Source organism: Vibrio sp. 1401 (genome assembly GCF_033340295.1).
This window is the reverse complement of the sequence record NZ_JAWOWF010000725.1, coordinates 1-546: the sequence shown is the minus strand read 5'-3', so window position 1 is coordinate 546 and position 546 is coordinate 1. Positions and strand designations below refer to the sequence as shown.

At 47.8% G+C, this 546-nt stretch carries 1 protein-coding gene and 1 pseudogene; both read left to right on the top strand.

From position 1 onward, the window contains the following. Window positions 1–331 (top strand): annotated as a pseudogene (gene vopB / locus R7Z77_RS27810) (type III secretion system translocon subunit VopB); the annotation flags it as partial. 11 nt (window positions 332–342) lie between these two features. Continuing rightward, window positions 343–546 (top strand): type III secretion system translocon subunit SctB (sctB, locus tag R7Z77_RS27805; RefSeq protein ID WP_318137366.1); only part of this gene is annotated, 204 nt, incomplete at its 3' end.

Sequence of the window (546 nt, the reverse complement as noted above, 5' to 3'; positions counted from 1 at the left end):
AAAAGTTGCGGACATGGGTTCTAAAGCTGCGACAACCACAGCCAAAGCGATTCGCTACGGCGCTGAAACGGTTGACCTTACGGTTAACATAGGTAAGGGCGCAACGGACAGCGTTCACGCTGCCAACAATGCGAACGTTACGGAAATACAAGCCGATATCACGGATCTTCGCGCCAAAATGACGTTGAGCCAGGCGGTCATCGACAAGCTAAAAGAAGAAATTGGCAAGTTGATGGAAGATTTCCAAGAGCTGATGAGCATCATCATGCAAATGATTCAAGCGAAAAGTGAAACCATGCAAACGGTGTTAAGCCGTCCTGCAACGGTTTAAGGAGCGGAAGTATGTTGGATAAAATTGGTGGAACGGGTCGCGGTGAACTGTATGGTTTGGGCGACACTATCAAAACAACCAAAGCAGAAAAAACACCAGAGACCAAATTGGAAGCGGGTGCAGTAAAAAGCAACGGTGAGTCAAACGTTTCTGGTGCGGGTCGTTATCAATTAGATGGGCCGAAAGCTCCTGCGATCAGTAATCAAGCACAAGTG